This is a genomic window from Thalassotalea sediminis, from assembly GCF_030295915.1.
In the GTDB taxonomy this organism is placed as follows: Bacteria; Pseudomonadota; Gammaproteobacteria; order Enterobacterales; family Alteromonadaceae; genus Thalassotalea_C; species Thalassotalea_C sediminis.
The window spans coordinates 925977-950576 of record NZ_AP027361.1 but is presented as its reverse complement, the minus strand read 5'-3'; the positions used below and the strand labels follow the sequence as shown (position 1 = coordinate 950576).

Sequence of the window (24600 nt, the reverse complement as noted above, 5' to 3'; positions counted from 1 at the left end):
TATAATGTTTGTTAACAAAATATCCGTAGACATATTATGTCAACAGTGTTATTAATGAAAGATAACCATAGCATTTTGAGGGAACTATGGCAGAAATGCACCAGTTAACAAAATCGCTAATAATCGCTTTTTTACTGTTTTTAGTGGGGTGTTCAGATCCCTACATCGATAAAATTGCCCAGCAAACGCCGCTAACCGAACAGCGATTAACTCAGCTTGGCGCTGCGTTATCAGCAGGCGAAGTGCGAAATGCAACCCTTATCAAACAGTATGCAGAGCAATTAATCGCGAGTAAACCACAATTACGCCCTGTTGTTGAGGAATTTTTAAAAGATTCAACAACAAAAAGTCCTATGTATAAAGCCTTGCAAGACAGGTTAAATACCGTTAAAAATCAACCTCAAATGTTTGCAAGTAATGAAGCTGTTTTTGAAGAACTCATTAATATATACCAAGCGTCAGATCCTACCCTATACTCTGACGCATTAAGTGATCCACTTAATGTGCTTGCAGATATGTCAGGTGGTGAACTACCAAGAGTAAATGCCCTGAGTAAAGAACAAAGTCTAAAAGCTAATAATGCACAAGATTTTGGTGTTGGTGAGCAGCTTGTTGGTAACCCTAATTATGGACAGTGGCAAACAAATAGTAGCGGCATGTCGTTTTGGGCTTGGTACGGAGTTTACTCGCTAATGGATGACATTTTCGATTATAAACGTAAACGCTATTATCACCAGTGGGGCAGCAATCGTAATTACAGTTATTACCACGATTACGGGCGTACACGCTATAGTTCACCGTCTCAACTTCAAAAACAAACACAATTAGAAACACGTACAAGAAAGTCTTTTAGTAATAAAGGACAGCGCTATCGCAGCCCGTATAGCAAAAATAAATCCGGTGCATCTGCGCTGTCAGGGCAAAGTAGAAGTGCTCAATCAAGTGCTAATAAATTCGCTAAAACGAGTAGAGCTAAAAGTAGTTACGCCAAGAAATCATCTAGCTACAGTAAAAACGCGAGTTTTAGAAATAGCGCTAATACAACATCTCGTAGTTTTCGTCGCGGAAAATAAGAGCAGAATACGCAAGGAAATAATATGAACACATTACTCGAAAATATAGGCTTAAATGTAGATCTTTTGATCTACCTTGCGATCGATATATCCATTGCCATCATATTACTTGGCTTTATGAAATTTATATCTGGTATATCAGCACAAGTTAATGCAACAGACGAATTGTCAAAAGAAGATAATTTTGCTTTTGGCATCAGTGTTGCTGGTAGTGTCGCCGCTCTAGGCATTGTACTAACAGGTGCAATTACAGGCGAAAACGCTGAAAGTTACACCATGGAAGCTATTGGAATGCTTTCTTATGGACTATTAGGTTTAATACTGATTAAAGTCGGACGTATTATTCACGATAGATTAGCACTAAACCAAATTAATAAAACTGAACAAATTAAAGCACGCAATATTACCGTAGGTATCGTGGATGCTGCCGGCGCTATTGCTACCGCCATTATTATTCGTGCGGTACTATTGTGGGTTCATGGCTTAGATATCAGTACTTTTATCGCGATTATTGCGGGCTTTTTTGTCTCTCAAGCCATGCTGGTACTTGTTACTCGTATTAAAGAAAAACAATATGCTAAAAACAATCAAGAAGATAGCATGCAAGAAGCGTTTGCTAATGGTCAAGATGCATTAGCGATCAGATACGCCGGTCAAGTTATCAGTACAGCGTTAGCCGTTACTGCTGCAAGTTACTTTCTTGTTTACAGCCCAGATACCCTACTAGAAAATTTAGTAGGCTGGTTTGTCTTTAGTATCTGTATGACGATTTTAGTTGCCGTACTTACAGCAATTGCTAAACGCATAATACTTTGGGGGATCAACCTTGTTGAGGAAGTTGATCAGCAACATAATATTGGCGTTGCAAGTGTGGAAATGGCGATTAGTATTTCTATTGCACTCATATTAACGGCTTTAATGGCGTAGAATTTTGCCAAAATTCTTGTTTCAAAGACTGTTTTGGTATGATGTTCTTCTGATTTTATCTATGGCGGTACTTGCCGGCTGTGGACTAATCTATGAATATTTACTTTCTCATTATGCTGGGCGTGTGCTCGGTATAATGGAAAGTGCAATATATGCCATGATAGGCCTTATGATTGTAGCAATGGGTCTTGGCGCTTTTGCTGCTCGAAAAATAGCGTGTCCATTTAATGGTATTGTTTGGTTAGAGCTATTAGTCGCAATAATTGGCTCATCTGCAATCTTAATTATTGGTGGCTTGATCGCTGTTACACAAATATTGCCACAAGTAATTAGCGATACCTTTGAAATACCACCGGATGTTCTTATACGCGGTGGCTTTATCAAGCAACTTACTTGGTTAGCGTTAAATAGCCCATACTTTTTTGGATTATTACTGGGTTTCTTTATTGGTATGGAAATACCACTTATTGCGCAAATTAGAGAGAAACTTCATCAAAAACACCTCGCCAATAACCTTGGAACAATTTATGGCGCTGACTATATTGGCGCAGGAATTGGCGCAGCCATTTGGGTGATTTTTTTACTCACCATAGATATTAGTAAAGCAAGCGCCCTTACCGCCGGATTAAATTTGATCGCTGGCTTTATCTTTATTTTCGCGTTTTGGCACCACTTACGCTGGCAGAAGATACTTATCGCATTACATAGCATTATGTTTATTGGGTTGGTATTTATTTATCAGCATGGTAACCAATGGCTCAATAGTATGAGTAACTTGTTGTACTTAGATAAAGTGATTTATACCGAAAAAACACGTTATCAACAACTCACTTTCACTGAACGCCGTTTGGGTAATGAACAACCATCAATATTAAATTTCTATCTTAATGGCCGTTTGCAATTTTCTTCCGCGGATGAACACATTTACCATAGCTACTTAGTAACACCTGCATTAGCGGGCTCTGCGCGACAAGAGCATATCCTTATTATTGGCGGCGGTGATGGCTTAGCACTTCGAGATGTATTAGCTTGGAACCCTACTTCCGTTACATTAATTGATTTAGATGAACAATTAGTTAATACATTTAAATATCCCAACGAAAGCGTAGATCATAATTTATCAAAGCGGTTATTAACGTTAAATAAAGGAAGCTTACAAGATTCTCGTGTACAACTTTTACACCAGGATGCTTATTTAGCGATTGAAACTTTTCTTGCTTCGTCGCGCACGTTTGACTCAATAATCGTGGATTTACCTGATCCTAATCATCCCGATTTAAATAAGCTCTATTCAGTTAGTTTCTATGCCAAGCTAAAACAGCTTTTATCAGGCGATGGGCTTATGTCAGTGCAATCTACCAGCCCTTACCACGCAAAAACAGCCTTTATTGCAATAGGTAAAACCATAGAAGCTGCTGGTTTTAATCATGTTGAACAATACCACGATAATGTACCAAGTTTCGGTGAGTGGGGGTGGACAATCGCTTCCAAAAACGGTGTTAGTCCAAAAACTAGGCTTAGGCAATTGAGCCACCTGCAACAGCCTCAGTCTTGGCTAACATTACCAATGCTATTAGGAGCTTTTGAGTTTTCGGTTGATTTTTACCAAGAAAAAGAAAAAATACCAATAAACTACTTAGGGAGCCACACTATTTATCAACTTCACCAACAAGCTTGGCGTGAACAACAAGGTTTAAATAGTGCCTATAATCAATAGTAAAATTAATAACAACAATGTGCTTGACATATTATGTCACGGTGTTACATTTAACACATCGACATAATATGTCGTAGATAAATTCGATAACATGTTATCGAGCTTAAATAGATGAGGAATCAAATGAATATTCACAATATCGCGAATCACCTGAATGCGTTAGCGGATGACTCTGAAACAGGTATGGTATTTGACTGCCAACCTATTTCTGGTGAAGTAGACGTATTGCAGATCACTGTAATCGGACGTGAAGAGCTACCAATCTTTGTTTCTGTAACAGATGATCAGATTCTATGTATTACTTACCTTTGGGGTGAAGATGAAGTAAAGCAAGACACTAAATCAGACATGCACGAAGCTATGTTAGAGATGAACATACCAATGCCGTTGTCATCATTTTCTAAAGTTGGCGATAAATATGTGATCTTTGGTGCCTTATCAACAAGTTCACCGTTTAGTGATATTGAACACGAACTAGCTGTTTTAAGTAACAATGCCATCGAAGTTATCGATGACATGAGTGATTTTCTATTATAACCACCCTATTACTGGAGTAATATTATGAGCATTTTCAAAAAAATTATGACTGCTATCCGTGGTGGTGCCACAGAAGTTGGCGAAGCTGTGGTAGATGCAAATGCAACTCGAATCTTTGAACAAGAAATACGAGATGCAGAAAACCATTTAACAAAAGCAAAGCGTGACCTAACGGGCGTAATGGCACAACAAATGGCATCTAGCCGTGAAGTTGACCGCATTAAACGAGAAATCACAGAACATGAAGGCTATGCAGTGCAGGCGCTAGAAAAAGGTGATGAAACATTAGCACTTGCTGTAGCAGAAAAAATCTCAGCGTTAGAAAGTGAACTTGCCGCTCAGCAACAGGCACTTGATAGCTTCGAAACTAATGCCAACAGGTTAAAAGAACTAGTCAAGAAAAGTGAACGCCAAGTACAAGAACACAAACGTCAATTATCGATGGTTAAAACAACCGAAAGTGTACAAAAAGCGACATCGGCGATCACTGACAATTTTTCGTCTAGTAATTCAAAACTGTTGAACGCCAAAGATTCTTTAGAGCGCATTAAGGCAAAACAACAAAAGTTTGATGATCAATTAAAAGCAGCTGAAGTATTAGAATCAGAAAACTCTGATAACTCCTTAGAAGCAAAATTAAAAGCTGCGGGCATAGGCGAGCAAGATAAAAGCGCGAATTCAGTGCTAGAACGCCTAAAAGCAAAACAGAAATAGTCAATTTTAAACCCTTTGGCCACTTGTCTCCCAACCAAGTGGCCTTTTTTGGTACTAATGATGAGCTTATTTAAAAATATCTTTAACAAAGACAAAACAACAGCGCGAAAAATATCACAGGTCAACGACCTAAAAACAGGTGATATTATCCAGTTAAATGATAGCTTTGCGTTACCTGAGCTTTTGCGAGGGCAACAATTTGAAGTGTCAGCCATTAATAGCTACGAATATGAGCATCAAACAGAAACAGAATGGGTATTAAAAGGCAATACAGAAAAGCAGTTATTCCTTTCTCTTGATGTTGACGATGTTATTTACTTAAAATTCGCCATGAAAATTCAACATCATGACGTTGAAACGCTTTTCGACTTAGATCAATTCTCTACATTATTTGATGAACCTGGTGAGGCGCAACTTGATCGTGTAAGCGATAACGATAATACTAACCAATGGAGTGATAGTTCTTACTTGCAGCGCATTTTTGCACAAATTGGCTACTTTCACCGAAAAGATAGTAGAACAGAGAAACTATCTCCTTATGAAGGAGAAGGCTCTGGAGAACAATTTGAGCGTTATATGTTGCTAAACCAAGATGAGGATAAAGGTGTAGAAGTTGAAGTATGGTCAGATGGCGATACGGAGGTTTTTTTAACGTTGTACCGCCCTACCACAGATATCGTAGATATGTACCCAGGAAGTTAAATAGTGAGTCGAAAAGTCCCTGATAAATGGCAATCTTCAGTTAAAGCAGCTAAAGCTACGCAAGTGGCATTTGATTTAGATGAAAAATTTCAAATGCATATTCGACGTGAAGCTTTAGAGTCAGGCTTAAGCCCATCAGAAAAAATTAGAGAAATCCTTGGCTTGCCAGTAAATAAGCGCCCTAAACGGCCTAGACTAACTGTTAGCCTTTCGAGTGAAGATTATCAAGCCTTAGCTGAAAAATATGGTCTAGATGCAACACAACAACTAGAAATAAAACGAAAATTAATGGAAGATTTAGTTTACCATGTCGATCAAGGAAACTAATCGTTAATTATTACAATGAACAAAAAATTAAAAGCTTACACTATCGACGAGTTTGGCGTGAAAAATTATAACTCGTTCTATCTATTATTAATAACTATTGCTGTACTGTATGGCATCATCGCAATACTTTCTATTCCCTTGTATCAATTTGAAGCGGCGACGAGCGACGGTAATATTAAAAGTTATAAAGATGCATTCTGGACACTGCAAATGAGCGCTAGTACTATCGGTTTTGGCGATTTTTATCCAACAACATTAGAAGGACGAGTAATTGTCGCAGCTATGTTCTATATAGGCGTTGGTATGGTTGGTTTTGTTGGCGCCCAATTTGTAAATAAGTTTGTTGGCTTTTCAGATACCAATGTGAAAAATAGAGAATTACGTAAACAAAATGCTGAAATTTTAGAAATGAATAAGAAACTAGAGAAAAAAATTGACTTGCTAGTGGATAAAATTGAACCTATGGTTAATAACGCCAACAAAGATTAAGGGACGTAACAATTATGAAAAAATCACTATGTATAAGCATAACAACAATATTGCTTTTTACTGGGTGCTCTAACTCAAATAATCTTGAGCAACAAGTAACAACCTTATCAAATAAAGTTGATAGGCTCACGACTGAAGTCAGTAAACTAAAAGAACAGCAAACTAAAAATACACAAGCGCTAAATGAAATAAGAGCAGAAAATAAAAAAACAAAACAAAAGCTAAACAATATTTCTTCTAGCTTTAAAAAGTAAACGTTAAATTACTTTGTTAAGGGCTTATTTTACATTAAGGTGTAAACAAGCCCTTTTTGTTCAGTGAGTATCTGTTGTATCCGCTCACTATCTGTTGCCTCTCCTAAAAATTTTCTTACCGACTTTGATAGTCCATTGTGCCGTTTATTCGCGTACTCTTTTAACGGTTTATGTACCTCAATCAACTTTTTGCCATTAGGCTGATAGGCCATTTTGATAGGCTGATCAATTATCTTTATTTGCGTGCCTACGGCTACATTATGATATAGCCATTCAATATCAGGCGCGTACATTCGAATACAGCCAGAACTGGCACGTAACCCAATACCCATGCGTTTGTTTGTACCATGAATGAGGTATTCACTTGTGTCAATTCTAAGCGCATATTTACCAAAAGGATTATTAGGGCCTGGCAATATTTCTTTAGCGAGTTCAACACCATGCTCTTCTCTATACCGCTTTCGAAGTGCTTCAGGTGGTCGCCAAATAGGATCTTTACGTTTATCACCAATTACACTTGTTATTTTGGGCGTTGAAAGTCCTTCTCTTCCTATTCCAACAGGAAAAACATAGACAAGTGACTCATTTGGCGGGAAGTAGTACAAACGAAGTTCAGGTAAATTAATGATTATTCCTTTGCGCTCACCAAAAGGTAAAATCATACGTTTTGGAATGACCAATGTATCGCCCACAGTAGGCAAGAATGGATCGACATTAGGGTTAGCTTCGATAAGTGCAAGTAGCCCTACATCATAATATTCCGCAAGTGCTTGAAAATAATCACCAGGCAAAACTTCATGTTTGATATCTTCACCAATAACTCTGCTGTCAGCGTTAGGCAATAGATAAACACTCGTATGAGCGTATAAAGCAAAACCAACGGTAAAAATAAAACTAAGGCAACGCAAAAACATCATTAATTTTGCCAATAGGCAGGAAGCGCTAATGCTGCGTCTTTAGTATGAGATAATGCTACGAGTAAGTTTTCTACTTTTCTTTGTTGCCAAGCAATAACTTTAACCGCTGATGCGTTATCTTCTTTATCTAACTTTTCTAATTGCTGTTTGATAATCCATAAGCTTTGCAATTCAGATAATCCTTGCTGCATATCTAACCAAGGAATACGAAATTGGTGACGATGTTCTTGATCAAATAAATGTCCAAACCAATTACCTGTTAATAAACAGCGCTGCAAAATCTTTCGCTTCGCTAATAATTGTTCCGCGTCGGTAATATCAACTGCGATCATTTCTTGATGAAGCTCTGTTAAACTAGCACTCATACAGTGTCGTGCGAAAGGCAATAACGATTGTTCTTCACTTTGTTCAACAAAAGTAAACGGTTTAATATCTGACAAAATCAACTGAAGTAAACGGAGTTGTAATTGATTGAAGCGCTCACTGTGTAATAATTCACATACCATCGAAAAATCAGGGAAACGCCTTTTTTCTAATTTCAATTGTTCTACAAGCTGTTGACTATATTCGAGTTTCTTACGATAGTTTCCCGTTTTATTCATCACTTCTTTGAGGTGAATCGCACTTTCAACCCAAGCAAATAACTGAATAAAAAAGCTCAACTCTTGTCTTACAGCAATGCACTCTTCTGTTAGTAGTTCGTCATATAACCAAAAGCCATGACGAATCACTGACAACAGTTCCACAACACTTGCGAGCGCGACTAACGATTTTTCAGTTAAGTACTTTTCCACACACATTTGCAATTGCTGAAGATAATGACTGAGTGCCGTTGTAAACCATTGTTGTGAAGTTAAGGTTGAATGGCCGTCACTAAACAATAATTCAGGTTCAAATTCAATGGATGCATTAGCAAAAAGCCGGTATCCACGAGCAGCCTTGCTATGAATGCCAGCACGCAATGACAAGCCTGTAAAGAGTATGCTAGCTATTTCATAAAGTGCACTCATCTCGCCTTCAACTAACTCTAACTCAAGTTCATTTATGACGGTACTACGGCCATCAGATAATATTTCCCCTTGATCTAGCGCAATTTCAACTTTTGAACCACTCATTTCAACTAACCAAGTTTCACGTTCAAAATTAGTAGAAAAAAGCGAGGTTAAGGCTGATTGAATTAGACCAACATTTACCTGATCTGGCCAAATATCTGTAGGAAAGAGAGTAAGTTCTGGGAAGTTTCGAGAATCATTAACGTTATATTCTGGTCTCTGATGCAAACCACCTATCACTTTACCTGCAGTTTTTATCGTATGTTCAAGGTGTGTTTCATACTGACGAATTCTCAGACCAAAATCTAACTGGCGTAATTGCAAATCCGGCGTATCAAAATAACAGTTATGTAACCGACGTACATTATACTCATAGGATATGTGATGATTAGATAATAGCTGCTCGATTTTTGTGGATGCATCCTCACTTAAAATCAAGTATTTAAGTTCGACTTCGGTGATCATTAGGTATATTTTACGAACTCTACGGTAAAGTTGGCTTATTTTGAGTTTACCATACAAAAGCTAACGCCATGGTGCAATATTTTTCGCTTGCTATCGTACGGTCAAACCCCTACTATTTTCATCAACGAACAAAGAATAGAAGTATTTAGGTAACTAAATGAAATTAATAACATGTTTGGTGATTGCAAGCTTGTCGCTAATCGCACCACAAGCTTTATCTGAAGAATCACAACCAGAAGCGAAAGAATCAGCCTATATTATAGATGATTTATTTATTTACATGCATGCTGGTGCAGGTGCGAATTATCGCATTGTAGGCAGTGTTAATGCTGGCGATGAAATCAAATTAACAGGCAATGAGAGCAACGGTTATACCGAAATTATTGACCCTCGCGGCAGAGTTACTTGGGTTGAAAGTAAATACCTTAGCAAAACGCCAGGTATGAGATTCGCTATTGCTGAATTAAATACTAAGCTTGCTAATCAAGAAGAAAGCGTAGAACAATCGGAGTCTAGCTTATCTTTAGCAAACCGCGAAATAAACCAACTAAAAACAAATGAAAAGGCGTTAAACGAGCAAATAACGACATTAACTAAAGAGCTAAATGCAGCAAAATCCAAGGTAGACAATCAAGATTTAGCGTTGAAAAAAGAGTACTTCTTTAATGGTGCTATTGTTTTAGCTATTGGCTTAATACTCGGTCTTGTTCTACCTAGACTAGCAGCGAGAAAGCGTTCAAGTATGGATAACTGGAAATAAATAACTGCAATTAGACGGCAAAGAAATGGTAGTATTAGCTGAATAGTAACAAAGCGCTAATGCTACCAACTAATTTACCATCGACTATGCGAATTATTTTTGACGTATTACATCTATACTACTTACCTCAATACCTTCCTGTATATCAAGAACTTAAAAAAAAATCGGCGGGTAAAGCAACCTTTGTTTTTTATAAAGGTATTCATGATGAGATCATTCAAAAAATCATTGAGCAAGAACAGCTTGAGCATATTTGGGTTAACAACGAGCAACAAGCAACCGAACATTACTTAGCTGTCAAAGCAGACTGGATTTTTTTCGCCAATAGCTTCCCTTTCTTGGACAAAGTTCACCAAGTAAGTAAATCTGTCCAGCTAGGTCATGGTATTGGTCCAAAGGCGAGTTATTATACAAAGTCTGATACTCCAACCACAGTAAGATTTGTTGAAGGACAACATCGTACAGATCGTTTTCGAGAAATGTACCCACAAGATACCTTCATCAATGTAGGTTTTTGTAAGCTTGATCCGATTATTAATCACGAGCCTGTAGGCCTTGATTTAGAAAAGCTTGGCTTAGACTTAGATAAACCAACATTATTGTATGCGCCGACATTTTATCCAAGTAGTATAGAATGCTTCCCAAAAAACTGGCCAGAAACGTTTAATGCCTACAATATACTGATTAAGCCTCATTATTTCTCTTTAAGTAAAGAAAAGTATCACCAACAGCAAGCTTTACTCAAACATTGGCAAACCTATAAAAATGTCTACTTAGCAGAGGTCACTGATTACTCATTAGTACCTTTCATGGCAGTAGCAGATGTACTTATCAGTGACGCCTCTTCTGCATTGTTTGAATTTGCAGCATTAAACAAACCGGTTATATGGTGTGATTTTCTCAAACTTAGGTGGAGCTATCGTGGAATTTTTTCTTATCGATTTAAAAAGCGCATGGACCAAGATTATGGTGCATACGCCGATATTGCTGTTCATGCAAAAAAATATAGTGAACTAAAAATGATAGTTGACCAACAAATGACAAAACCTGAAATGCTCGAATCAGTGCGACTATCAATGGCTGAAAAACTCGCAGGTAAACTTGACGGAAAAGCAAGTGAACGTATTGTACATTATTTACAAAATAACTAGTTAGAATGCTACCTAACTGACAATGCTTTGTGTAGAATTGTCCCGTTTTAATAGATCTGGAATATGTAATGAAAAAAATTGGCTATACCACAGGCGTATTCGACCTATTTCATATTGGCCACTTAAATGTTTTAAAAAGAGCAAAGCTAGAGTGTGATTATTTAATTGTCGGTGTTACTAGTGATGAACTATGTTTGAGTGCTAAAAATAAAAAGCCAATTATTCCATTTCCAGAAAGAATGGAAATTGTCGAAAATATAAAATTTGTTGATGAAGTGGTACCACAAGTTAACTACGACAAAAAAGAGGCTTGGAATAATTTAAAATTTGATCTGATGTTTGTTGGTGATGATTGGAAAGGTACTGAGAAATGGAATCAAATTGAAAAGGAATTTGCAGAATTTGGTGTAGAAATTATTTATTTTCCTTACACGTCACACACGTCAAGCACTAAGTTAAGAGAAGTGCTAGAAAAAATCACCTAACATCTCCCGAGTATTCATGAAATTATTGTTATCCTCTTTTTTGGCCATCGTTTTTTTTACAGCTTCTGTCAAAGCAGATCCATGGGTCGATACTAGTAATAGTTTTTTACGTGCAAACATCCAATGGCTTGCTGATGTAGGCATTTTAAAAACGCCTGTGACTACATTTCCGTTGATGTGGCATGACATAGCGCGCGATTTAGACGCTATTTATATAGGTCAACTCGATCAGAAAACTCGCGAATCCGTACTATACGTAAAACATCAACTTAAACTGGCAAAACGTAATAGCAAAACAATTACTGCAAGTGCAGCAACTGATAATAAACGCTTTACAAGTTTTGGAGAAGATTACCGCAATAAATATCACTTGAATGTTGCGACAAATTGGATCTCTGATCGATTTGCTTTTCGCGTTTCTTCTCATTATCGTCCTCAGGATCCCTTAAGTGATGAAACCAGTTTTGACGGTAGCTATGGCGCACTATTCGTTGGAAATTGGGTTGTTTCTGCTGGCATGCAAGACAGATGGTGGGGGCCTGGTTTAGATACAAGTTTGAGTTTAACCAATAATGCTAAAGCGTTACCAGCACTAGCATTATCAAGAAAGTCAGCTATCCCTGTTTCAATCCCTTGGACAGAACATGAAATCCCATGGACCGTTACAACCTTTATGGGAAAAATGGACGATGAGCGTATTGTTAAAAATACTTTGCTCTGGGGCTTCAGGTTTAACTTCAACCCAATCAAAAACTTAGAAGTAGGTATAACGCGCTTAGCTCAATGGTCAGGTGATGGTCGTCCTGGCGATTTAAGTACTTTTGTAGATGTCCTTAAAGGTTTAGATAATTGCGGCGGTAACGGACCAACCGTTGAAGAATGCGCGGCAGGCAAAGAACCTGGCAATCAGTTAGCTGGTTACGATATTCGCTGGTCAAGTACACTTTTCGCTCATCCATTTGCGCTTTATTTTACGTCATTTGCTGAAGATGGCGATCGAAAAGGCGGGCTAAGCATATTAGGTGAAGAGCGCTATCAATTAGGCGTAGAATCTCAACTGTCCGCATTCAATTATAATTGGAAGGTTTTCATAGAAGGAACCGACACATACGCGCTATGTAGAGACGGTGTCAATGGTGACGGTACAAGTTCAATTGGTGATTGTTACTATGAACACAAAATTTACCAAACAGGGATGCGGTATGAAGGTCGCGTAATGGGCAGTATATATGAGAATGATGCAACAAGTTTGGTTATTGGCGCTAGCACATTATCTTCAAGCAATACACAAATTGAAATTAAGCTAAGATGGTTACAATTGAACAAAGATAATAATGATAAAGCACCAAACAACCCGTTAATCGGTAATACTTTAACGACTAAAGCAGAAGACTTATTACAACTAGCAAGCAAAGTTCAACATAGCTATAAAAACTGGCGCTATACGTTTGGTGTTGAAGTAAACCACTCTAAGTTTACTAACGAAAATAATAATAATGATATAAGTGCATTCGCAAAGATAGAATACAATTTATAGCCTTACAATCAGCAGCTTATTATTTTCCTTTTTCATAACTAAATGATAGGCTTTTTAACGTATTTCCCCTTGCACTGTTTTGCAATTCTGCATATTTCTCTTTATTCATAAATACTTTCAACTTAAAAAATATCTTGAATAAAGTGATCTTTTCCTCAATTTGTGCATATCATATATAGCTGTTTTTCAAAAGTAGCGGAATTATTGTTCCGCTCTTTACAACATATATAAATAAAAGTAGTGCTATAAAATAATAAAAATAAGGTAGTAGTATGCGGGTAATAACTTTTGGCACATTCGATGTATTTCATGTCGGCCATGTAAACATTCTAGAGCGCGCAAAAGACCAAGGTAATCATCTCATCGTTGGGGTGTCTTCTGACCAACTTAGCAAGATTAAAAAGCAACGTTATCCCATTTATTCACAAGAAGATCGCATACATATTATTAGCGCATTAGACTGTGTTGATGAAGTATTTATTGAAGAGTCTCTAGAACTAAAAGCAGAATACATCAAAACTCATAAGGCAGATATATTAGTGATGGGTGATGACTGGCACGGTAAATTTGACCATTTGAGCAACCTTTGTCAAATTATCTATCTACCGAGGACACCATCCATATCGACGACTGAAATTATTGAAATTGTAAAAACAGATCGCACTTAACAATGTCCAAAAGAAGATATTTATTTTATATCTCACAAAATTACTCGTTTGAGATATTACGCCCTTTACAGTCTGAAATTATTCGCCAAGGCTCAGAAGTACACTGGTTTGTTGCTGGTAACAAAATTAACTTCGATTTTTTTAACGACGATGAAAAAATACTGACTAATGTTTCAGCAGTCATAGAATACAACCCTGATGCCTGTTTTGTGCCAGGAAATGTTATCCCGAGTTTTATTCCTGGGATAAAAGTACAAGTTTTTCATGGTTTAGAGTGGAAGAAAAAGGGTCACTTTGTAATTCGAGACTGTTTTGACCTCTACTGCACTCACGGTGAGGTTACAACGTCTAGGTTTAATAAATTAGCGCAGAAACATAAATCTTTCGATGTCGTTGAAACAGGTTGGCCCAAACTAGACACTCTCTTCAATGCATCAGTAATAAAGCATTTTGAAAATAGCAACCCAACCATTTTATATGCGCCAACTTTTTCTCCTTCGTTAACGTCAGCGCCAATTTTGTACGAAAAAATCAAATCACTAAGTGAAAAGAGTCATTACAATTGGTTAATAAAATTTCACCCCAAAATGGCTGATAAATACATTGCTGATTACAGTGGCATCAGCTCAGAAAATTTGAAAATTATTGACACCGATAATATTAATGTACTGCTGCAATCGGCCAACATGCTCATTTCAGATACATCTTCTGTAATAGGCGAATTTTCTTTACTTAGTAAACCGGTTATAACACTTAATAATAGCGCTCCAGGAGAATATTTAATTGATATTCAATCAGCCGATCAATTAGACGACGCTATAAAGCTTGCTTTAAACCCTACCAGTCAACTCAAAAACTCTATTCAAGCCTATGCTGAGGAACTTCACCCTTATACAGATGGGCGTTCTTCTGCACGCATATTGCAGGCAGTTGAATCAATACTCATCAATGGAAAAAAGGCACCTAAAAAGTTACCACTAAATATAATCCGAAACTTTAAACAACGAAAAAAACTGAATTATTGGCGCTTTTGACCGCATTATATAATTAATAACACCTAGCTTATATTTTTTAACTATGAATAAAAATTTGACAATATTTAAATAAATACGTTATTAATAGAGCAAGAGATGTAATTAAGTTACAAAGTTTGCTTTGTATGATGAATGAGAATATTCATCGCGATTAAATAAATACAAAAAATATGAAAATTACAATTAACAACCTTTTAAGCCTCATCCTCCTCGCAGTGAATATGCGCGGATTGCTTGTTGGTAACTGTTAATAACGTAATTAAAACAGTCAAATTCAATAAAACCCGCGCTACTCAACGCGGGTTTTTTTATGCTCGCAAGAATAGGCAACGTAAATTAAGGGATAAAAAATGGACAACCAAGTTATCATATTCGACACCACATTACGTGACGGAGAGCAGGCATTAACCGCAAGTTTATCTGTTCACGAAAAACTACAAATTGCGCAAGCAATTGAGCGCCTTGGTGTTGATATTATAGAAGCGGGTTTTCCGGTTTCATCACCAGGTGACTTTCACTCCGTACAGCAAATCGCTAAGCATGTAAAAAATTCAATCGTCTGCGGTTTGGCACGTGCAGTAGAGGCCGATATTCAAGCTTGTGGTGATGCTTTGGGCGTAGCTGAACAGTTTCGCATTCATACCTTTATTTCAACGTCAGATGTTCACGTGCAGCAGAAGCTTCGTAAAGGCTTTGATGACGTAGAAGCCATGGCAATAAATGCGGTCAAATTTGCGAGAAAATTTACTGATGATGTTGAATTTTCCTGTGAAGACGCCGGCAGAACGCCTATTGATAACCTATGCCGCATGGTTGAAAGTGCCATTAAAGCAGGTGCTACAACCGTAAATATCCCAGATACCGTTGGCTACACGCTACCTAATGAATTTGGCGGAATTATTACCCAATTATTTAATCGCGTGCCTAACATAGACCAAGCCGTTATTTCTGTACACTGCCACAATGATTTAGGATTAGCTGTTGCAAACTCCATTTCGGCTGTACAGGCAGGTGCCAGACAAATAGAAAGTACGATTAATGGCATTGGTGAACGCGCAGGCAACTGTTCATTAGAAGAAGTTGCAATGATAATGAAAACACGACAAGACTTACTTGGCGTAAGAACGAATATTAATCATCAAGAAATCGCACGCACGTCGAAATTAGTGAGTCAATTATGCAATATGCCCGTTCAAGCTAATAAAGCAATAGTTGGAAGTAATGCGTTTAGCCATTCTTCAGGAATACATCAAGATGGTATGCTTAAAGCATCGAATACCTATGAGATCATGACCCCTGAAAGCGTTGGCATCGCAAAAACAAAACTTAATTTAACCTCTCGTAGCGGAAGACACGTAATTAAACACCGTATGGAAAGCTTAGGATATAAAGAGTCCGATTATAATTTAGATGATTTATACAAAGACTTTTTAGCCTTAGCAGACAAAAAAGGTCAAGTGTTTGATGACGATTTAGAAGCCCTTTTATTCAATATTCAACAACAAGATAAGAAAGATTTCTACACATTAGCTTCCATCAACGTGCAGTCTGGCGGTAGAGAATATGCAACCGCAGGCATTAAATTAATTACCGGAGAAAATAGTCAAATAACCTCAGCTACAGGTAATGGCCCTGTCGATGCGTTATATCAAGCAATCAAACAAGCTGTAGATTTAGACTTTGAAGTAACAGATTACAAAATATCAAATAAAGGCTCAGGTGAAGATGGCTTAGGCCAAGCGCATTTAGTTGTTTCGTGGCAAAACAGAAACTTCCATGGTTACGGTTTAGCAACTGACGTAATTGAAGCTTCTGGTCAGGCGTTAATCCATTGCTTAAATAGTATAAACCGAGCAATCACCATTGCGGAAATTAAAGAGCAGAAAAAAATAAACGAATAATAGTGACGCGCTTGATCTCGCCAAGCCGTTTAAAAATAAAACAAAGGGCAAATAAACATGTCAAATATAGCAATACTAGCCGGTGATGGTATCGGCCCTGAGGTAATGAATGAGGCGGTAAAGGTAATGTCTGTTGCCGCAGATAAATTTAATTTTACGCTTTCTTTTAATAAGTTCGATGTAGGTGGTTGTGCGATCGATAATCATGGTACTGCACTACCTAATGCAACTATTGAAGGTTGTGAACAAGCAGAAGCTATTTTGTTCGGTTCTGTAGGAGGGCCAAAATGGGAAAGCCTTCCCCCTACGGAACAACCAGAACGTGCTTCATTGTTAGGGTTACGTGGACATTTTGGGTTATTCTGCAATATGCGCCCAGCACAACTACAACCAGCAATGTCTAATTTGTCGCCATTACGTGCTGATATTTCTTCTGCTGGTTTTGATATTTTAGTGATGCGTGAACTAACCGGCGGTATTTACTTTGGAGAACCTAAAGGGCGCAAAAATGCGGGCACTGAAGACGAAGCCGGCTTTGATACCATGATTTACTCAAAAGCTGAAATTACGCGCATTACTAAATTAGCATTTGAAGCTGCAAAAAAACGAAACAATAAAGTAACATCTATTGATAAAGCCAATGTACTTGCGACTTCACAGTTATGGCGAGAAGTCGTTAATGACGTAGCTAAAAGTTACCCTGAGGTTAGCTTAGAACACATGTATGTTGACAATGCTGCAATGCAATTAGTGAAAAACCCTGCGCAATTTGATGTCATGTTATGTTCAAACCTATTTGGTGACATATTGTCAGATATTTGTGCAATGATAACAGGCTCAATGGGATTGTTACCTTCGGCAAGCTTAAATGAACAAGGTTTTGGTATGTACGAACCTGCAGGCGGCAGTGCCCCTGATATAGCAGGTCAAGGCATTGCTAACCCAATTGCACAAATATTATCGGCAGCACTTTTACTTCGATACAGTCTACATCAAGATGAAGCCGCAACAGCAATTGAGAAGGCAGTAGCTACAGCGTTAGATAATGGCAATTTCACCAGAGACCTATTAACAGCAGAGCAAGCACACCAAGCAAAATCAACAAGTGAAATGGGCGATATTATTTGCCAATTAATTAAGGAGAACTAAAAATGGCAAACACATTATATGATAAATTATGGCAGAACCATCTTGTTGAAGAAAAGCAAGGTGAAACACCTTTACTGTATGTAGACCGTCACTTAATCCATGAAGTTACTTCTCCACAAGCTTTTGCAAATTTACGCTTTCACAACCGAAAATTAAGGTGTCCAGAGCGTACAATCGCAACCATGGATCATAATATTTCTACTCGTTCCATTGAAATATCAGCCGCAGGCGAAGGTGCAGCTAACCAATTGCGTACATTAGAAAAGAACTGTAAAGAATTTGGCATCGAACTTTTCGGTATGGGACATAAAAACCAAGGTATTGTCCATGTTATGGGGCCTGAACTGGGTTTAACTATACCTGGAACCATTATTGTCTGCGGCGACTCTCACACAGCAACACACGGCGCATTTGGCGCATTGGCTTTTGGTATTGGTACCTCAGAAGTAGAGCATGTGTTTGCAACACAAACTTTACGCCAAACAAAAGCTAAAACGATGAAAATAGAAGTAAAAGGCAACGTTGGACCAGGCATCAGTGCAAAAGACATTATTCTGGCTATTATTGGCAAAACAGGTAGCGCTGGTGCAACTGGTTATGTTGTTGAGTACTGTGGTGAAGCAATAGAAGCACTTTCGATGGAAGAGCGCATGACCATATGTAATATGAGCATTGAATTTGGCGCAAAAGCTGGGCTAATAGCACCAGATCAAAAAACGTTTGATTACGTAGAAGGTCGAGAATACGCGCCTAAAGGCGAGTTATGGCAACAGGCATTAGCAGACTGGAAACAACTTAAAAGTGATGATGACGCCATTTTTGATGCGACCTTAACGTTAGAAGGGAAAGACATCAAAGCACAAGTAACGTGGGGAACAACACCTGGACAAGTTATAGAAGTTGATGCCGTGGTACCATCTCCAACAGATTTCTCAGATCCGGTAGAGCGTGACTCTTGTGAAAAAGCGTTACAATATATGGGTTTGAGCGCAGGCACAAAAATCACAGATATTAAAGTCAATAATGTCTTTATCGGCTCTTGTACGAATTCCAGAATAGAAGATTTACGTGCTGCTGCATCAATTGTTGAACGCTATATGGAAAAAGGTATGAAATGTAATGATTCCGTTACTGCTATCGTAGTACCGGGTTCATATCGCGTTAAGGAACAAGCTGAAAACGAAGGACTAGACAAAGTTTTCACTAACGCTGGCTTTGAATGGCGTTTACCTGGATGCTCAATGTGCTTAGGCATGAATGACGACAAACTTAACGCCGGTGATCGTTGCGCTTCTACAAGTAATCGCAACTTTGAAGGTCGTCAAGGTAGAGGCAGCCGTACGCATTTGGTAAGCCCTGAAATGGCAGCAGCAGCTGCGATAGAAGGCCACTTTGTTGATTTAAACGCTTAAGGAGAAATTCATGGAAAAATTTACAACACATACAGGATTAGTCGTTCCTCTAGATGCCGCAAATGTAGATACCGACCAAATAATTCCTAAGCAGTTTTTACAAAAAACAGAACGTATCGGATTCGGGCAACACCTGTTTCATGATTGGCGCTATATTGATGCTGAAGGGAAACAAGACAACCCTGATTTTATCTTGAATGATCCTATTTATAATGATGCGAGCATTTTATTAACTAGAGAAAATTTTGGCTGTGGCTCTAGTAGAGAGCATGCGCCATGGGCGATTCAAGAATATGGTTTTAAAGTTATTATTGCACCGAGCTTTGCCGATATCTTTTATGGCAACTGCATCAACATTGGAGTATTGCCAATTATGTTGCCTGAAGCACAAATAAACGCATTATTTGCCCAAGCAGATAATGCTAATTTAACGTTAGAAGTTGATTTACTTAACAACAAAATATTCGCTCAAGGCACTACATATACATTTTCGTTGGATAAATTCCACCAATATTGTCTGGAAGAAGGCATTGATAGTGTGGGATGGACACTAAACAAACTAGAGAAAATAGAAGCGTTTGAAGCAAATATGCCTGCATGGCAATAAAATAATTCGCTGAAAATGAAATTAGGTGGTAACGTTAAAAGACTCATAGGCTTTTAACGTTACCACCTAATTTATTCAGAAATGAACAAAAAAACAACAACCAATACATTTAACAAAATACCACTAGCGAACCTTAGACTCGGCATGTACGTTGTTTCTGTTACCGACAACAACAACACAGAGTTTAAATCTGAAGGTTACATCTCCACACAAGAAAGCATCTCACAACTCGAAAAAGCCCAAATAACCTATGTTACGGTCGATACCAAGAAAGAAAAAGCAGTAGAGCAAGTTGATCGCGTACTCAGCGAGATAACGGTAACAAAAGCAAAGGCTGAACAACGAAAAAAGCCTGAAATTACGATAGATCAAGAAATGCGCAAAGCAAATAAGCTTTACAATAGTGCGCGAGATTTACAAAAACACATTTTATCCTCAGTTAAGTTAAATAAGTCATTACAAATTGTCGATATTGGCGATACCACCGATTCACTGGTTGACTCCGTTTATCGCAACCAAGATGCCCTAAGCTGCTTAACACGTTTACAATCTAAAGATTCATATTTGTTCGAGCATTCTCTTAATGTTGCAATTTTAATGTCAATTTTCGCTAAGTATTTAGGGCTCGATAAAAGAATTATACAGCAGCTTACCTTAGGTGCATTTCTGCATGATATTGGCAAGGTTTTACTGCCAAATGACATACTACTTAAGCGTTCAACGCTAACAAAGAAAGAAGAAAATATAATGCGTAGTCATGTAGCGTTGGGCCTAAAACTCTTAGAAGATAGTCCTGAAATTTCACATATTGCTATGCAGATGGTGGCTGAACATCATGAACGATTAGATGGTAGCGGCTACCCTAAAGGGTTAAAAGGTAAAGAAATTTCTAAATACGGTAAAATGATAGCAATTGTTGATAGTTATGACGCAATGACATGTGAACGTCCATATAAATCAGCTGTCTCACCTATTTCGGCTTTTAAAACCTTAGTTGCTGAGTCCCCACTAAAATATGACGAAGAATTAGTTGAAAAATTTATCCAATGCTTAGGCGTATATCCGGTAGGCACATTGGTGAAATTAAACAGTGGTAAGCTCGGATTGATCAGTAAACTTAACAAACGTAAGCCATTACACCCTTTCGTAAAGGTTTTCTACAATACAAGATTAAACCAAGCAATTTCTATAGAAGAGTTAGATCTTTCTAACAGTAAATATAAAGATCAAATCGATTGCTGTATTAAGCCAGAAGATTTTAACATAAACCTATTAGGCTTTTTCAAAAACGCCTTTATTGACTAATAATAAATCATAAAAAATTAGTACTACCAACTCGATAATGCTGGCATCGAGAACTGTGATTTACGAAAAGAGAGAATGACTTTTTGTGGTAAAATTGCCTCTAACACAACACCATTAGCAATGGTTTCTCCTTCTTTAAAATCTTGACCGTTAACTCTTACCCAGCCATTACCTTCCGTTTCAAACATGTGTAACTCAAAACTTATAGGTGGAATTGCATCTTGAAAGTCAGCAGGCATTTGATGTAAAGCAGTAACTGAATCAAAGTCAGCAATGTGATTGCCATGTTGACCAACCTCTAGGTCATTACTATCAGCTCTAGTATCCTCTACAGCCTGTTTAAAGAGCTCAAGTACTTCTGCTGACACACCATCGGTAGCCGCGACTTTTATTTCATCATGCTGAGTATTTTGTTGTTGCTGTTTCTTATACGCCTCTGCATTGAAGCCCAACACTATCGGTGCTTGCTCTTTTTCAAGTACCTTTTTCTCCGGCAATGATTGCTTCGCCGGCACATCAGTCGTACTATCAATTGCCTGTGCGATTTCAGTGTGGTTAGCTAATTCTTTATCACTTTTTTGAACATCCTTTGCAGGAACTGGCTTTTTAACAGATGATTCAGCGTTTTCATTGTCTACAAATTTAGCCTGATTTTTATTTACTTCACCCATGTTTATAGTACTAGATGATTGTTCAACTTTAAAAAGATGCCAAGTGTTCTCAGCCCAAATACCTGCGAATAGTGTCACGGTAAGTAATGTAAAAATCAAACCTAGCCTGATTGGACGTGCCTGCCAGATAGTAGGTTCAACCTCTTGCCCCAAAGCGTCGCGGGCAGCCTCAATAACTATTTTTTTGTTAACTACCGTTTGATTTTGGCTGTAGGCTAACACTAATGCGCGATCACACAGTAAGTTCACAACCCGAGGTATACCATTGGATATTTTATGTATTGCACTAATAGCACTTTTATTAAATAAATTGCGAGTACATTGAGCAACCGATAAACGATGTTGAATATAACTGTTCAATTCTTGTTTGGTTAGCGGCATTAAATGATAGCGAGCAGTTATTCGCTGCGCGAGTTGCCGTAGGTCACGACGTTGAAGTAGTTGCTGCAATTCAGGTTGGCCGATCAATATGACTTGCAATAACTTTTGCGTATTCGTTTCTAAGTTTGTCAGTAACCTAAGTTGCTCGAGTACTTCAGGTTGCAAATGTTGAGCTTCATCAATAATAACAAGTGTATTGATACCCTGCTCATGATTAGTTAAAAGTTTATTTTGTATTTTATCCGTTAAATATTTTAATGTGGCGCCTGTTTTTTTATAACGAATTTTTAAATTATCACAAATTGTTGCCAACAACTCTTCACAAGAAAGCGTTGGATTCAAAATAAACGCTAACTGAGTATTTTCTGGTAACTTTTCCATCACGGTACGGCTAATCGTTGTTTTACCAGTACCAACTTCCCCTGTAAGCAGCACAAAGCCACCGTTATCACCTAGGCCATAAGTCAGGTGTGACAATGCTTCTCTATGGCGATCACTTAAAAACAGATAAGCGGGGTCTGGAGCAATAGTAAATGGAGCTTCACTTAAGCCAAAATAAGCCGTGTACATAACATTAATTTATTGATGAAAAAGGCTAGAGCAAATTAACCCGTATCTTTAAGGATGTCAAAGGCGTTGATGTTAGAAAAAACAAACTTATGTTAAGATTATTAAAGTTTATGATTAACTTAGTATTTTTACGCTAAATTTTGTGATGAAAAACGACGCTTATAATCTCCCGATTGAATATTACCTTGTTGGTGGTGCAGTCAGAGATAAATTACTTGAACGAGAAATAGTAGAACGCGACTACGTAGTCGTTGGCACTACCGTTGAGGAAATGCTATCGCTAGGTTTTAAACAAGTAGGCAAAGACTTTCCTGTTTTCCTTCATCCACAAACAAAAGAAGAATTTGCCCTAGCACGCACGGAAAAAAAGCAAGGTTTAGGGTATACAGGGTTTATTTGCAATGCATCACCTAACGTGACCATAGAGCAAGATCTATTACGTAGAGACCTGACTGTTAATGCCATGGCAATGAAAGCGAATGGCGAGATTATTGATCCCTATCAGGGGCAAGTAGATCTCAAAAACCGTGTGCTGCGTCACGTTTCCAATGCATTTATTGAAGATCCACTCAGGGTATTAAGAGTTGCACGGTTTGCAGCTCGATATCACTATTTAGGCTTTACCATTGCGCCAGAAACCCTCGATTTAATGAAGCATATCAGCGATTCTGGAGAGTTAGCTGCGCTTTCCGGAGAAAGAATCTGGCTAGAGTTTGCAAAGGCATTATCAGAAGGAGCACCTGACATATTTTTTGTCGAGCTATGCCGATGTAATGCACTGAAAAGTATCTGGCCAGAAATGGATGATGCTTTACGACGCTCACATCCTATAGCAGCGATAAAACACATAGTAAACGAAAGTGAAAGCTTAGCTGTAAGGTTTGCAGTATTAACATTACAACTTAAACACCAGTCCTCAGAAAAAGCATTAAATAGTTGGGAATTGGATGCTGTTAATAGTGTAAAAAAACTATCAACAACATTAAGAGTGCCGAACGCAATTAAGTGGCTTGCAATAAGCGTTATTCGCCATCATAAAAAAGTAAATAAGAGTTTTTCACTATCAGCGAAAAAAATCTTAGCACTACTTAATGATCTAGATGTATGGCGAAAGCCAGACAGTTTTGCTGAGTTTTTAACGGCTTGCCATGCTACTAATGCTTTGGAAGATAACACTAAGCAAATATCATTTTTACAATCAGCAGTTGCAGAGTGCCGTAAAATAAAGCCGCAAAAATTTATTGAACAAGGCATAACAGGAAGGGATATTCGCATGGCAATTGACAATGAAAAGCTCTCCGTCATTGAAAAACTACAAAGTAAAGCACTTAATAAGCTGTAAATCTTCCAGCATATTTATTGTATTTTTGTTAAAAACCTCCCATAACCCACTCATATAATTACCTTTTACAATTCACAATATTTCTATTGAACATTGCTTTTAAAATTACTGATAAACTTTTTATATTCACACTTCAAGTACTTCAACGTCGCATTAAGAAGTTAAATCACATTCTGCTATTCAGGCAATTGCAGGTATAGCGAATGAAGAGCTTATTTGCCTTTAAATCGATGAAGCAAATGAGCATATAAGGAGACTAACTCAATTCGAATTAGTCAGTTTCAAGGTAAACAAAAAGGAATTAAATTATGCGTGAATTAAGCATGAGTGAATTAACTACAGTTAATGGTGGTGCAGCCCTCATTTTATGGACAATCCTATTGCTTGGGCATGAGGCTTTAAACGAACTTGGCAAAGGTATTGGTGCTGGCGTTTACGACGCAACACATTAAG

At 37.8% G+C, this 24600-nt stretch carries 25 protein-coding genes; 22 read left to right on the top strand and 3 right to left on the bottom strand.

The window, feature by feature from the left end:
- Nucleotides 1–86 precede the first annotated feature (86 nt).
- From QUE09_RS04315 to QUE09_RS04275, 9 genes are all read left to right on the top strand, one after another.
- Nucleotides 87–1073, top strand: a complete 987-nt coding sequence (locus QUE09_RS04315) for a hypothetical protein (RefSeq protein WP_286234981.1) — start codon at nucleotides 87–89, stop codon at nucleotides 1071–1073.
- A gap of 24 nt (nucleotides 1074–1097) precedes the next feature.
- Nucleotides 1098–2000, top strand: coding sequence for a DUF350 domain-containing protein (locus QUE09_RS04310; protein WP_286234980.1), 903 nt, complete (start codon nucleotides 1098–1100; stop codon nucleotides 1998–2000).
- Nucleotides 2001–2004: 4 nt separating this feature from the next.
- The gene (locus QUE09_RS04305) at nucleotides 2005–3717 is read left to right on the top strand and encodes a polyamine aminopropyltransferase (protein WP_286234979.1); all 1713 of its coding nucleotides are present in this window, start codon (nucleotides 2005–2007) and stop codon (nucleotides 3715–3717) included.
- Between the two features lie 123 nt (nucleotides 3718–3840).
- Nucleotides 3841–4254: a YjfI family protein gene (locus QUE09_RS04300; RefSeq protein WP_286234978.1), complete on the top strand. Its 414-nt coding sequence runs from the start codon at nucleotides 3841–3843 to the stop codon at nucleotides 4252–4254.
- 24 nt (nucleotides 4255–4278) lie between these two features.
- Nucleotides 4279–4968: a PspA/IM30 family protein gene (locus tag QUE09_RS04295; RefSeq protein ID WP_286234977.1), complete on the top strand. Its 690-nt coding sequence runs from the start codon at nucleotides 4279–4281 to the stop codon at nucleotides 4966–4968.
- 60 nt (nucleotides 4969–5028) lie between these two features.
- Nucleotides 5029–5670 (top strand): hypothetical protein, encoded by a 642-nt coding sequence (locus QUE09_RS04290; protein WP_286234976.1) that lies wholly within the window; start codon nucleotides 5029–5031, stop codon nucleotides 5668–5670.
- Between the two features lie 3 nt (nucleotides 5671–5673).
- Entirely contained in the window at nucleotides 5674–5997 is a 324-nt protein-coding gene (locus QUE09_RS04285) for a hypothetical protein (RefSeq protein WP_434017279.1), read from the top strand.
- A gap of 57 nt (nucleotides 5998–6054) precedes the next feature.
- Nucleotides 6055–6486: a potassium channel family protein gene (locus QUE09_RS04280; protein WP_286234975.1), complete on the top strand. Its 432-nt coding sequence runs from the start codon at nucleotides 6055–6057 to the stop codon at nucleotides 6484–6486.
- 14 nt (nucleotides 6487–6500) lie between these two features.
- Nucleotides 6501–6740: a hypothetical protein gene (locus QUE09_RS04275; protein WP_286234974.1), complete on the top strand. Its 240-nt coding sequence runs from the start codon at nucleotides 6501–6503 to the stop codon at nucleotides 6738–6740.
- A 29-nt stretch (nucleotides 6741–6769) separates the two neighbouring features.
- Here QUE09_RS04275 and QUE09_RS04270 read toward each other — a convergent pair whose 3' ends face one another.
- Together QUE09_RS04270 and QUE09_RS04265 are read right to left on the bottom strand one after the other, a co-directional pair.
- Complete coding sequence (locus QUE09_RS04270) at nucleotides 6770–7657, bottom strand: L,D-transpeptidase family protein (RefSeq protein WP_286234973.1); 888 nt, start codon at nucleotides 7655–7657, stop codon at nucleotides 6770–6772.
- Nucleotides 7657–9174: a CYTH domain-containing protein gene (locus QUE09_RS04265; RefSeq protein ID WP_286234972.1), complete on the bottom strand. Its 1518-nt coding sequence runs from the start codon at nucleotides 9172–9174 to the stop codon at nucleotides 7657–7659. Before QUE09_RS04265 ends, QUE09_RS04270 begins: the two co-directional genes overlap by 1 nt.
- Before the next feature lie 157 nt (nucleotides 9175–9331).
- Here QUE09_RS04265 and QUE09_RS04260 point away from each other — a divergent pair, with 157 nt between their 5' ends.
- The 11 genes from QUE09_RS04260 to QUE09_RS04210 all read left to right on the top strand — a co-directional run bounded on the left by QUE09_RS04260 (nucleotide 9332) and on the right by QUE09_RS04210 (nucleotide 21183).
- Nucleotides 9332–9934 carry a TIGR04211 family SH3 domain-containing protein gene (locus QUE09_RS04260; RefSeq protein WP_286234971.1) on the top strand — a complete coding sequence of 201 codons (603 nt, stop codon included), beginning with the start codon at nucleotides 9332–9334 and terminating at the stop codon, nucleotides 9932–9934.
- Between the two features lie 86 nt (nucleotides 9935–10020).
- On the top strand, nucleotides 10021–11085 hold the full coding sequence (locus QUE09_RS04255; protein ID WP_286234970.1) for a CDP-glycerol glycerophosphotransferase family protein: 1065 nt from the start codon (nucleotides 10021–10023) through the stop codon (nucleotides 11083–11085).
- A gap of 68 nt (nucleotides 11086–11153) precedes the next feature.
- A complete protein-coding gene (locus QUE09_RS04250) occupies nucleotides 11154–11570 on the top strand; it encodes an FAD synthase family protein (protein ID WP_286234969.1) in 417 nt (138 codons plus the stop codon).
- A gap of 16 nt (nucleotides 11571–11586) precedes the next feature.
- A complete protein-coding gene (locus QUE09_RS04245) occupies nucleotides 11587–13107 on the top strand; it encodes a capsule assembly Wzi family protein (RefSeq protein WP_286234968.1) in 1521 nt (506 codons plus the stop codon).
- A 272-nt stretch (nucleotides 13108–13379) separates the two neighbouring features.
- Nucleotides 13380–13775, top strand: coding sequence for an FAD synthase family protein (locus QUE09_RS04240; protein ID WP_286234967.1), 396 nt, complete (start codon nucleotides 13380–13382; stop codon nucleotides 13773–13775).
- Nucleotides 13776–13777: 2 nt separating this feature from the next.
- On the top strand, nucleotides 13778–14809 hold the full coding sequence (locus QUE09_RS04235; protein ID WP_286234966.1) for a CDP-glycerol glycerophosphotransferase family protein: 1032 nt from the start codon (nucleotides 13778–13780) through the stop codon (nucleotides 14807–14809).
- 350 nt (nucleotides 14810–15159) lie between these two features.
- The gene (gene leuA / locus QUE09_RS04230) at nucleotides 15160–16710 is read left to right on the top strand and encodes a 2-isopropylmalate synthase (protein ID WP_286234965.1); all 1551 of its coding nucleotides are present in this window, start codon (nucleotides 15160–15162) and stop codon (nucleotides 16708–16710) included.
- 57 nt (nucleotides 16711–16767) lie between these two features.
- Entirely contained in the window at nucleotides 16768–17859 is a 1092-nt protein-coding gene (gene leuB / locus QUE09_RS04225) for a 3-isopropylmalate dehydrogenase (protein WP_286234964.1), read from the top strand.
- Between the two features lie 2 nt (nucleotides 17860–17861).
- Entirely contained in the window at nucleotides 17862–19271 is a 1410-nt protein-coding gene (gene leuC / locus QUE09_RS04220; RefSeq protein ID WP_286234963.1) for a 3-isopropylmalate dehydratase large subunit, read from the top strand.
- A gap of 10 nt (nucleotides 19272–19281) precedes the next feature.
- Nucleotides 19282–19878, top strand: a complete 597-nt coding sequence (gene leuD / locus QUE09_RS04215) for a 3-isopropylmalate dehydratase small subunit (RefSeq protein ID WP_286234962.1) — start codon at nucleotides 19282–19284, stop codon at nucleotides 19876–19878.
- An 81-nt stretch (nucleotides 19879–19959) separates the two neighbouring features.
- Nucleotides 19960–21183 (top strand): cyclic di-GMP phosphodiesterase, encoded by a 1224-nt coding sequence (locus QUE09_RS04210; protein ID WP_286234961.1) that lies wholly within the window; start codon nucleotides 19960–19962, stop codon nucleotides 21181–21183.
- Between the two features lie 23 nt (nucleotides 21184–21206).
- Here QUE09_RS04210 and QUE09_RS04205 read toward each other — a convergent pair whose 3' ends face one another.
- Complete coding sequence (locus QUE09_RS04205; RefSeq protein ID WP_286234960.1) at nucleotides 21207–22805, bottom strand: AAA family ATPase; 1599 nt, start codon at nucleotides 22803–22805, stop codon at nucleotides 21207–21209.
- A 172-nt stretch (nucleotides 22806–22977) separates the two neighbouring features.
- Here QUE09_RS04205 and QUE09_RS04200 point away from each other — a divergent pair, with 172 nt between their 5' ends.
- Both QUE09_RS04200 and QUE09_RS04195 read left to right on the top strand, forming a co-directional pair.
- The gene (locus tag QUE09_RS04200; protein WP_434017511.1) at nucleotides 22978–24147 is read left to right on the top strand and encodes a tRNA nucleotidyltransferase/poly(A) polymerase-related protein; all 1170 of its coding nucleotides are present in this window, start codon (nucleotides 22978–22980) and stop codon (nucleotides 24145–24147) included.
- Between the two features lie 308 nt (nucleotides 24148–24455).
- Nucleotides 24456–24599 (top strand): hypothetical protein, encoded by a 144-nt coding sequence (locus tag QUE09_RS04195; protein ID WP_286234959.1) that lies wholly within the window; start codon nucleotides 24456–24458, stop codon nucleotides 24597–24599.
- Nucleotide 24600 lies beyond the last annotated feature (1 nt).

Excerpts from the sequence above, each read along its gene's own strand:
- QUE09_RS04310 (WP_286234980.1), top strand. The coding sequence starts at position 1,098 with ATGAACACATTACTCGAAAATATAGGCTTAAATGTAGATCTTTTGATC.
- QUE09_RS04300 (WP_286234978.1), top strand. The coding sequence starts at position 3,841 with ATGAATATTCACAATATCGCGAATCACCTGAATGCGTTAGCGGATGAC.
- QUE09_RS04210 (WP_286234961.1), top strand. The coding sequence starts at position 19,960 with ATGAACAAAAAAACAACAACCAATACATTTAACAAAATACCACTAGCG.
- leuA (WP_286234965.1), top strand. The coding sequence starts at position 15,160 with ATGGACAACCAAGTTATCATATTCGACACCACATTACGTGACGGAGAG.
- QUE09_RS04245 (WP_286234968.1), top strand. The coding sequence starts at position 11,587 with ATGAAATTATTGTTATCCTCTTTTTTGGCCATCGTTTTTTTTACAGCT.
- QUE09_RS04260 (WP_286234971.1), top strand. The coding sequence starts at position 9,332 with ATGAAATTAATAACATGTTTGGTGATTGCAAGCTTGTCGCTAATCGCA.
- QUE09_RS04205 (WP_286234960.1), bottom strand. The coding sequence starts at position 22,805 with ATGTACACGGCTTATTTTGGCTTAAGTGAAGCTCCATTTACTATTGCT.
- QUE09_RS04275 (WP_286234974.1), top strand. The coding sequence starts at position 6,501 with ATGAAAAAATCACTATGTATAAGCATAACAACAATATTGCTTTTTACT.
- leuB (WP_286234964.1), top strand. The coding sequence starts at position 16,768 with ATGTCAAATATAGCAATACTAGCCGGTGATGGTATCGGCCCTGAGGTA.
- QUE09_RS04235 (WP_286234966.1), top strand. The coding sequence starts at position 13,778 with ATGTCCAAAAGAAGATATTTATTTTATATCTCACAAAATTACTCGTTT.
- QUE09_RS04250 (WP_286234969.1), top strand. The coding sequence starts at position 11,154 with ATGAAAAAAATTGGCTATACCACAGGCGTATTCGACCTATTTCATATT.
- QUE09_RS04315 (WP_286234981.1), top strand. The coding sequence starts at position 87 with ATGGCAGAAATGCACCAGTTAACAAAATCGCTAATAATCGCTTTTTTA.
- leuC (WP_286234963.1), top strand. The coding sequence starts at position 17,862 with ATGGCAAACACATTATATGATAAATTATGGCAGAACCATCTTGTTGAA.
- QUE09_RS04255 (WP_286234970.1), top strand. The coding sequence starts at position 10,021 with ATGCGAATTATTTTTGACGTATTACATCTATACTACTTACCTCAATAC.
- QUE09_RS04290 (WP_286234976.1), top strand. The coding sequence starts at position 5,029 with ATGAGCTTATTTAAAAATATCTTTAACAAAGACAAAACAACAGCGCGA.
- QUE09_RS04195 (WP_286234959.1), top strand. The coding sequence starts at position 24,456 with ATGCGTGAATTAAGCATGAGTGAATTAACTACAGTTAATGGTGGTGCA.
- leuD (WP_286234962.1), top strand. The coding sequence starts at position 19,282 with ATGGAAAAATTTACAACACATACAGGATTAGTCGTTCCTCTAGATGCC.
- QUE09_RS04265 (WP_286234972.1), bottom strand. The coding sequence starts at position 9,174 with ATGATCACCGAAGTCGAACTTAAATACTTGATTTTAAGTGAGGATGCA.
- QUE09_RS04295 (WP_286234977.1), top strand. The coding sequence starts at position 4,279 with ATGAGCATTTTCAAAAAAATTATGACTGCTATCCGTGGTGGTGCCACA.
- QUE09_RS04270 (WP_286234973.1), bottom strand. The coding sequence starts at position 7,657 with ATGATGTTTTTGCGTTGCCTTAGTTTTATTTTTACCGTTGGTTTTGCT.
- QUE09_RS04240 (WP_286234967.1), top strand. The coding sequence starts at position 13,380 with ATGCGGGTAATAACTTTTGGCACATTCGATGTATTTCATGTCGGCCAT.